Genomic DNA, 8,299 nt, shown 5'->3' with positions numbered 1-8,299 from the left:
CAGTTGGTAATGGTTTTGCGGAAGCTGGCGGTTCCTTCAAAGGGGGGATAACCGTGATTTGCTGAGTTTTGAACGGCTGCGATCGCGGCTTCTACTACGGGCTGGGGCGTTGCGCCGTCGGGGTTCCCCATTCCTAAGTCGATTAAGTCTAGTCCTTGTTCGCGCGCGCGCGCTTTGAGTTCGTCGAGGCGGGCAAATACGTAGGGCGGTAATGCTTGTAATCTGTCGGCGGGGCTAATCCAGTCTAATGTCATCGGAAATAAGGTTTTTATTTAATAACGAACCGCAGAGGCGCAAAGGCACAGAGGGAGTTGATTTTTAACCGGAGATCGGGCGGATAATCATCATAGCAATCTGCGTGTATCTGCGGTTACATTTTAATCGCGACTTAGGCATTCTGTACCAAAAACTAAGGCATTGCTTCGTTGCGATCGCCATGACAGAGTGATGTTCTGCATAAGTCCTATTAATTTTTTAGGGTTGTTCGTTGGCTAGTGTCGCCGCGAGGTTGTTACGCCCTGTTTCGATAGGGGCGGTAGTCGATACCATCGCGGCCATCAGTTGTTCGGGGGTGACTTTGAAGGGTAGGCGGTGGATGTCGGAGTTAGGATGACAAGAGATTTCCGCAGCGTTTTGCAATTGGGCGAGGGTGATGTCGGTTAAGCCTAGATCCGCTAAGGTTTGGGGTAAGCCGATTTCGCTATAAAATTTGATTAGTTGTTGGCGGGCTGAGGCTGCAAGTTGGGAGTTTTGCAGCATTTCTTCTAGGCGCAATTGCACTAATATCCCATAAGCTACTTTTTCGCCGTGTAGGGTTCCCTTGCGGTGGAGGTGGGTGAGGCCGTTATGGACGGCGTGGGCGGCGACTGTCCGACATTGGGCTCCGCCGATACCGCCGATTACGCCTGCGAGGAGGGTGGTAGCGTCTACAACTTCTTGCCAGATTTCGCTTCCTGGTTGTTGGAGGGCGGGAACTGATTTTTGGAATAAGATATCGCGCAGGACTCTGGCTTGTTGGACGGCGGCGATAATCATGGTTTGTTCGGAGTGGCCGCTGCTAACTGAGGCTTCGTACCATTTGGCGATCGCATCTCCAATTCCGGCTACTAATGTCCGTTGGGGGGCGGTTTCGATCAGGCTGTAGTCAAGGATGAGTAAGTCGGGACATTTGGCGAGGCTGACATCATACAGGAATGCACCTCGATCTGAGTAGATATTAGATAAAGCTGTCCAAGCGGCGCAGGTGGCGGCGGATGTGGGGATGGTGGCGATCGGGATTTGACGCTGATGGGCTAGGAGTTTGGCGGTATCGAGGGCTTTTCCGCCGCCGACTCCGATGATGAAATCGGCTTTGTGGGCGATCGCGCTTTCGTGGAGGGTTTTGAGGCTATTTTCGCTGCAATCTTGACCGTAGGTAGCTTGGGCGGCTTCTAGCTGCTGATTTTCGAGATAGGGTTGGATGGCTGCGAGGGAGTTTTTGCCGCCGACGATCAGGGGGCGGTTGCCGAGTTGGGCGATCGCATCTATTGATTGCGCGATCGCATTTTTGCCCCGGATGACACGGGCGGGGGCAATTGTCAAGGAATATAGGGAAGTCTCGGTTTTGGTTGGGGTAGAGGTTTGAGTCATTTAGCGATCGCGTCGTGACGGGTTGTGGAGTTATATAGATTTACAGGATAACTCTAACAAAGCTTTGGCAACAGGGTCAGTTTTCGACCGTTTTTATTAAAGATTGTCTTAGGTGTGGGGTGGTTAGGTGTGATTCACTTTCCTCAATTTCTGCTGGAGTTGGTTCTCTTGGTTCTTCTATTCTGAGGAAAACTTGGTAATTTCCAGGGATAATCTCAGAGGAAACCTGTGTTGTGAGTTTACCATCTGGTGTAATCATTGCTGAGGCTTCAATAGTTGTTATTGTCCCCTCTTTGTTCCTGTTTTGATGGGAAATTAAGCTATCATTGTTTGAGTCATCTATTTTTTGGATTGTCAGGATAACGCTGCGGTTCCCTGGGGGAACATCTGATAAAAACTGTACTTGTAGGTTGCCATCAGGTGTAATAATCCCTTTGCCTTCTATCCTGCTGATGGTCACATATCTATCGCCATCTTTTTCCGTAATTTTTACTAGAGGTTTTTGTCGATTTGGATGAGATTGGCGATATTTACCTCTTACTACTTTGCTAAAATCATATCCCGCTAGTAGTTCTGAGTAGTCATCTGGCATTTCATACTCATCAATCGGATTAATTGCCTTGTTCATAAATACTCCTTTCCCAGTTAGTTACCATTCTAGCACTAATAATTCTAGTTGCATTGCCTCGCTCTGTGCAAACCACCGCTAGTAGTCTTTGGTGCATAGAATAACCAATTGTTAAAAAGCGTGTTTCGCCTACAGAGTGTATGGGGTCATCTATGGAAAGGAAAAATGGATCGTCGAAAATAGTCTGTGCTTCATCAAAAGCAACTCCGTGTTTTCTAATATTGTTTGTTTCCTTTTCTCGATCCCACTCAAAATCAATTGTCATTTTCTAGTTAACATTCTCTCGCTCCTCACCGACATCTATTATATTATGAATGGGAGAAAGGCGACGATTTTTTGCTAGTGCTGTAAATATCTCAGGACTTACGCGCCCAACCAAAGAAACCGGGTTTTTTGACGAAAATACTTCGCCGGAACCCACAGATTCTCTAAAAAACCCGGTTTCTGGGACTCCATAGTAAGTCCTCTATCTTTGACACGATCGTAGCAAAATAGACTAAAATTGCCCTAAGTACAAATTACCTCAATCCTTGAAATCAATGACTGATAACCATGAGATTGTTGACGTACAGGAAACTACTTGCTGCATAGTTGGCGGTGGCCCGGCGGGAGTGGTTCTCGGCTTACTTTTAGCCCGCCAAGGCATCCCAGTCACCATCTTAGAATTGCATCAGGATTTCGATCGCGAATTTCGGGGCGACACGATTCACCCATCAACAATGGAATTAATGGATCGACTTGGTTTAGCCGATCGCCTGTTAGAATTACCTCATAGTAAAATTCACGAACTCACTTTTAAAACACCCACCGGAAGTCTGAAGGCGGCGGATTTTAGTCGCCTCAAAACTCGCTTTCCTTATATCACTCTTCTCCCCCAAGTCAAATTTTTAGAAACGATCGCGGCCGAGGCGAAAAAGTACCCGGATTTCAAGTTAATTATGGGTGCAAATGTGCAGGAACTGATTGCAGAAAAAGGGATGATTCGGGGTGTCCGCTATCGAGGTAAAGGGGGTTGGCATGAAGTGCGATCGCCTCTGACTATTGGCGCAGATGGTCGATTTTCCCGTCTCCGTCAACTGGCAGGTTTTGAACCGATTAAAACTTCCCCACCGATGGATGTTCTCTGGTTTCGTTTACCGCGATCGCCACAAGATGCAAAGGGGAAAGGTTTAGACGGCCGCATCCGTGACGGACACCTGTTAGCGGTTATCGATCGCCTCGATTATTGGCAGCTAGGTTACGTGATTCTCAAAGGTAGTTATCAAAAGCTTCGCGCTGATGGTATTGAGACATTGCAACGTGCGATCGTGGATTTAGCGCCAGAATTTCGCGATCGCGTCCACCATCTCAAAGATTGGTCAGAAATGGCTTTTCTCTCGGTGGAATCGAATCGACTTCCCCAGTGGTATCGCGGCGGATTGTTACTAATTGGTGATGCTGCCCACACGATGTCTCCCGTTGGCGGTGTGGGGATTAATTATGCTGTTCAAGATGCAATCGTAGCGGCTAATATCCTCAGCGAACCATTAAAAAATGGCAGTTTACACCTGTGGGATTTAGCAGAAGTACAACGGCAGAGAGAATGGCCGATTAAAGCGATTCAGGCTTTTCAAAATCAAATTCAGCAACAAATTATTGCCCGTGCTCTGGATGGCGACAAACCGTTTACATTGCCGGGATTTTTGCGGTTGCCAATTTTGCGGGATATTCCAGGCCGGTTAATTGGTTTTGGGATTTGGCCTGTGAAGTTGAAATGTTAGGTTGTTTTGTATAACTCACTAAATCAATATCCGGTTTTAAATAACTCTTTTATTCTCTTCTTCTTTCCTCTGTATTTCTGATTCTCTATGGTTCCTTAAAAAAGGGTGATAAAACCGGATTTAGTCTCAATTTAATCAGGCAATTTCTGCCTTTTGGAATAGAACTTACGCTGGCTCCCGAAACCGGGTTTTTTAGAGAATTTGTGGGCTTGGACGGAGTATCCTCGATAAACCGGTTTTCTTTGGTTGGGTGCGTAAGTTCTGTGGAAAACATGAATATTCTTCAATTCAGACCGATGAATTACAACCCGATGCAAGAATTGATTCTTATAAACAACCTGGTACTCATCTCCCAATTCCTTTTGAAGTTGTTGCCATAAACTAATCCCTTCCCTTTCAAAAGCTATCTTTTCCTGTTCACTGGCAAAACCAGCCAAAGCCGGATCATCCCAGTCAATAATTCCATCATAAATCTTTTGCCAATTGAGCAATCTTTCAATAGTCTCCTCACTCAGTGGTAATTCTGTGGGGTCAATATCGCCAGCATCATCTATATCCCAAAGAGGATAACAATCAAAATCAGCCATCAGCTTAATTCTTTGCACCATTACTGTATCTCCTGAAGTAAACGCCGGATTATATTTTTTTTAGTAGGGTTAGCCCCGACAATATAGCCATTATCACCAACAGTTATTGAAATGTATTGAACTGCACCATTGAAGTCTACTTCATAGACATCTCGCGTACCCTTAGTGCCTTGAGTACCTATAATTACGCCGCTAGTAACAGCACTCATTATAGCATCAATAATCATATCTTCAGGAATTCCCCTGTTGATAAACTCATTAGCATGATTTTTCCGAATGTGTTGCCACCCTGAAATATCATTGCCAATCTCTAAAAAAACAATCTTACCATCCGACAATTTAGCAATCCGCAGAATATTATCTGGGTTATGCTTAACTCCAGCGTCCCGGAGTTGACCAACTAATTCCTCTGTTTCAACCTCATTCGTCAATGCAATTACCTCTAAATGTGCGATAATTCGATATTATCACCAACTCCCTAATATGACAGAACCACAAACCGTAACCTACCGCACAGAACGCGACTCAATGGGTGACAAACAAATCCCATCTACCGTATATTATGGTATCCAAACTCTCCGGGCCGTCGAAAATTTTCCTATTAGTGGTATCAAACCATTGCCAACTTATATTGATGCCTGTATTCTGATTAAAAAAGCCACCGCGATCGCGAATGGCGAATTCGGCTGCATTCCCCAGGATATTAGTCAAGTAATTGTGCAAGCGGCGGATGAAATCCTAGCAGGTAAATTGCGCGATCAATTCGTAGTTGATGTTTATCAAGCTGGCGCTGGAACTTCTCACCACATGAACGTTAACGAAGTCCTAGCAAATCGCGCTTTAGAAATTTTAGGCGATGAAAAAGGTAACTATAAACGAGTTAGTCCTAACGATCATGTTAATTACGGTCAATCGACTAATGATGTGATTCCGACTGCGATTCGCATTGGTGGACTTTTAGCCTTAGAAAGGACGCTTTTCCCGGCTTTATCTAATGCAATTGCCGCCCTTGACAACAAAGCCGAAGAATTTAAAGATATTGTCAAATCTGGCCGCACTCACCTTCAAGATGCCGTACCTATACGATTAGGTGAAACCTTCCGCGCTTGGGCACAAATTCTGACAGAACATTACAACAGAATTGAACTTGCTTCTGGCGACTTGACATTATTAGGATTGGGTGGTAGTGCCGCAGGTACAGGCTTAAATACCCATCCGCAATATTGCGATCGCGCCGCCAAAATTCTCTCCGAATTAATCGATCGACCCCTTAAACCCGCACCACATTTAATGGCCGCTATGCAGAGTATGGCCCCCTTTGTCAATGTATCTGGCGCTATCCGCAATTTAGCCCAAGATTGTGTTAAGATATCCCACGATCTGCGATTGATGGATTCTGGCCCAAAAACTGGTTTCAAAGAAATTCAATTGCCCCCCGTACAGCCGGGATCGTCAATTATGCCCGGTAAATACAATCCCGTGATGGCAGAAATGACATCAATGGTATGCTTTCAGGTAATGGGTTATGATAGCGCGATCGCCCTAGCCGCCCAAGCTGGACAATTAGAATTGAATGTAATGATGCCGCTCATTGCTTATAATTTGATTCAAAGTATCGAAATTTTAGGCAATACCATCAACGCACTCAGTAAAAAGTGTCTGGAGGGAATAGAAGCCAAAAGCGATCGCTGTCTCGCTTATGCTGAAGGTAGTCTCGCCCTTGTCACCGCGCTTAACCCAGATATTGGCTATCTCAACGCCGCCGCCGTCGCCAAAGAATCTTTAGAAACTGGTAAATCTTTGCGGCAAATAGTCCTAGAGCGTGGTTTAATGAGTGCTGAAGACTTGGCAAAAGTTCTCGATTTAGATAAAATGAGCGCTATGCCAGAATAGATAATTGTTAGTGGTTAGTGGTTGGTTGTTAGTTGTTAGTTGTTAGTTGTTGGAATCAACAATCCAACCCACTGATAACCCATGACTAACTAGGTGACAAATAAACAATTAACAACAACCACTAACAACCAACCACTAACCACTAACCACTAACAAACAACAAATAACAAATAACAAAATTATGAGAAGTTCCTTTGCTACCCAGGCTCAAACCAACGCCACACAAGTTACCTTTTATTTTGATAACGGTCAATCAGAAGCATTTAATATCCCTGTTACCGCCGCTACCTTCAGTCAACAATTACCCCAATTGTTAGCGCAACCTGTGCTAACATTCCATTTAATCGATCAAACAGTGATCGTCTACACAGCCAAGGTGATAAAAGTAGAAGTAAAACCGCCCATACCTCAAATTCAAGGAGAGGGAACTTTCCCTAACTCTCAGCGAATCACCACCATGCAGCGGGCGGCAACCGGTAGATTTCCAACTGAATAAAATTCTAGCAAACTTCAAGAATTTTTAGAAAATTCTTAACTGCTAAATTATTTCTTTTGATTGCATTTCCTTTCTTCCTTCTTCCTTACTTAACTTATGGCTAAAGTTAGTTTAATTCGCGCCAAATCTTACGATTTCCATGCCTTGCAGGAATCTCTAGAAACGCTGCTAGAACCACTAGGAAGCATCAATAACTTTGTCAAAAAAGGCGATCGCGTCCTTCTCAAACCTAACCTTTTAACTGGTTCTCGCCCGACTAAAGAATGCGTCACCCGCCCAGAATTAGTTTACTGCATTGCCAAAATGGTAATCGCAGCAGGTGGTAAACCATTTTTAGGAGATAGTCCCGCTTTTGGTAGTGCAATTGGTGTCGCCAAAGCTAATGGTTATTTGCCCTTTTTAGAAGAACTAAATTTGCCAATAGTTGAGTTTCAAGGCAAGAGTTATCAGACAGTCAGCGAGGAATTTAATCATTTGCGATTGTGCAAAGAAGCAATGGAAGCAGATGTGGTGATTAACATCCCCAAGCTGAAATCTCACGCACAATTAACCGTGACAATGGGAGTTAAAAACCTGTTCGGTTGTGTCCCCGGAAAAATGAAAGCATGGTGGCACATGGAAGCAGGAAAAGATAGCGCTCGTTTTGGCACAATGCTAGCAGAAACCGCACGGGCAATTAACCCAAATTTGACAATTCTTGATGGCATCATTGGTCATGAAGGTAATGGGCCAAGCGGCGGTGAACCTCGCTATTTAGGGATTTTAGGTGCGTCGTCCGATGTATTTGCTCTAGATCGCTCTATAATAGAAATTGTCAATGTAGAACCCGCAAGCGTTCCCACAGTAGCGGCATCTATAAGATTGGGTTTTTGCTCAAATTTAGAAGCAATTGAATTTCCCCTGTTACAACCGGAAGAATTAAAGATTTTGGATTGGAAACTACCTGAAAATCTGATGCCGATAGATTTCGGAATGCCCCGCGTGGTTAAGTCTACTTTCAAGCATCTTTATATCAAGTTTATCAAAGAACGAATCGCCGCTTACAGTGGCAGATAGTCAGGATAACAAGTAGGGACATGGTATTGCCAATTTATATCAACTTAAGGTCACAACCATTAGTCCGTCAGGGGTTAAAACCCCTGCCTCAAAACTAAAGTCCTCTGAAGAGGACTAAGGAGTTCTAAAGTCCTCTTCAGAGGACTTTAGCTAGGGCTTGCTGAATAAGTTAGAAAAAATCGCGATCGCGTAGCCAGCCGCAGCCATCGCACTTGATGGGCAATTCAAGCTCGGTCAAACATAACTTTTT

At 44.6% G+C, this 8,299-nt stretch carries 10 protein-coding genes; 4 read left to right on the top strand and 6 right to left on the bottom strand.

Translation table 11 applies throughout. The features are described from left to right. From PN499_RS24570 to PN499_RS24555, 4 genes are all read right to left on the bottom strand, one after another. Positions 1 to 254 (bottom strand): aminotransferase class I/II-fold pyridoxal phosphate-dependent enzyme (locus tag PN499_RS24570; RefSeq protein ID WP_272035486.1); only part of this gene is annotated, 254 nt, incomplete at its 3' end. A 220-nt stretch (positions 255 to 474) separates the two neighbouring features. After that, positions 475 to 1,629: an iron-containing alcohol dehydrogenase family protein gene (locus PN499_RS24565; protein WP_272035483.1), complete on the bottom strand. Its 1,155-nt coding sequence runs from the start codon at positions 1,627 to 1,629 to the stop codon at positions 475 to 477. A gap of 76 nt (positions 1,630 to 1,705) precedes the next feature. Next, positions 1,706 to 2,257: a hypothetical protein gene (locus PN499_RS24560; protein WP_272035481.1), complete on the bottom strand. Its 552-nt coding sequence runs from the start codon at positions 2,255 to 2,257 to the stop codon at positions 1,706 to 1,708. Beyond that, the gene (locus tag PN499_RS24555; protein WP_272035479.1) at positions 2,241 to 2,522 is read right to left on the bottom strand and encodes a BrnT family toxin; all 282 of its coding nucleotides are present in this window, start codon (positions 2,520 to 2,522) and stop codon (positions 2,241 to 2,243) included. The genes PN499_RS24560 and PN499_RS24555 overlap by 17 nt, the downstream gene beginning before the upstream one ends. Positions 2,523 to 2,796: 274 nt before the next feature. On the opposite strand from PN499_RS24555, the gene PN499_RS24550 reads away from it, so the two are divergent. Then, positions 2,797 to 4,017, top strand: coding sequence for an FAD-dependent oxidoreductase (locus PN499_RS24550; RefSeq protein WP_272035477.1), 1,221 nt, complete (start codon positions 2,797 to 2,799; stop codon positions 4,015 to 4,017). Positions 4,018 to 4,148: 131 nt separating this feature from the next. Here PN499_RS24550 and PN499_RS24545 read toward each other — a convergent pair whose 3' ends face one another. Then, positions 4,149 to 4,625 carry a hypothetical protein gene (locus PN499_RS24545; RefSeq protein WP_272035475.1) on the bottom strand — a complete coding sequence of 159 codons (477 nt, stop codon included), beginning with the start codon at positions 4,623 to 4,625 and terminating at the stop codon, positions 4,149 to 4,151. Next, on the bottom strand, positions 4,625 to 5,035 hold the full coding sequence (locus PN499_RS24540) for a hypothetical protein (protein ID WP_272035473.1): 411 nt from the start codon (positions 5,033 to 5,035) through the stop codon (positions 4,625 to 4,627). The genes PN499_RS24545 and PN499_RS24540 overlap by 1 nt, the downstream gene beginning before the upstream one ends. A gap of 52 nt (positions 5,036 to 5,087) precedes the next feature. Between PN499_RS24540 and PN499_RS24535 the strand changes: the two genes are divergently transcribed. From PN499_RS24535 to PN499_RS24525, 3 genes are all read left to right on the top strand, one after another. After that, on the top strand, positions 5,088 to 6,497 hold the full coding sequence (locus tag PN499_RS24535) for an aspartate ammonia-lyase (RefSeq protein ID WP_272035471.1): 1,410 nt from the start codon (positions 5,088 to 5,090) through the stop codon (positions 6,495 to 6,497). Positions 6,498 to 6,678: 181 nt separating this feature from the next. After that, positions 6,679 to 6,993: a hypothetical protein gene (locus PN499_RS24530; RefSeq protein WP_272035469.1), complete on the top strand. Its 315-nt coding sequence runs from the start codon at positions 6,679 to 6,681 to the stop codon at positions 6,991 to 6,993. Between the two features lie 96 nt (positions 6,994 to 7,089). Continuing rightward, positions 7,090 to 8,049 carry an Npun_F2552 family protein gene (locus tag PN499_RS24525; RefSeq protein WP_272035467.1) on the top strand — a complete coding sequence of 320 codons (960 nt, stop codon included), beginning with the start codon at positions 7,090 to 7,092 and terminating at the stop codon, positions 8,047 to 8,049. Positions 8,050 to 8,299 lie beyond the last annotated feature (250 nt).

This window comes from Kamptonema animale CS-326 (genome assembly GCF_028330895.1).
Taxonomy (GTDB): Bacteria; Cyanobacteriota; Cyanobacteriia; order Cyanobacteriales; family Microcoleaceae; genus Kamptonema; species Kamptonema formosum.
This window is presented reverse-complemented; position numbering and strand designations above follow the sequence as displayed.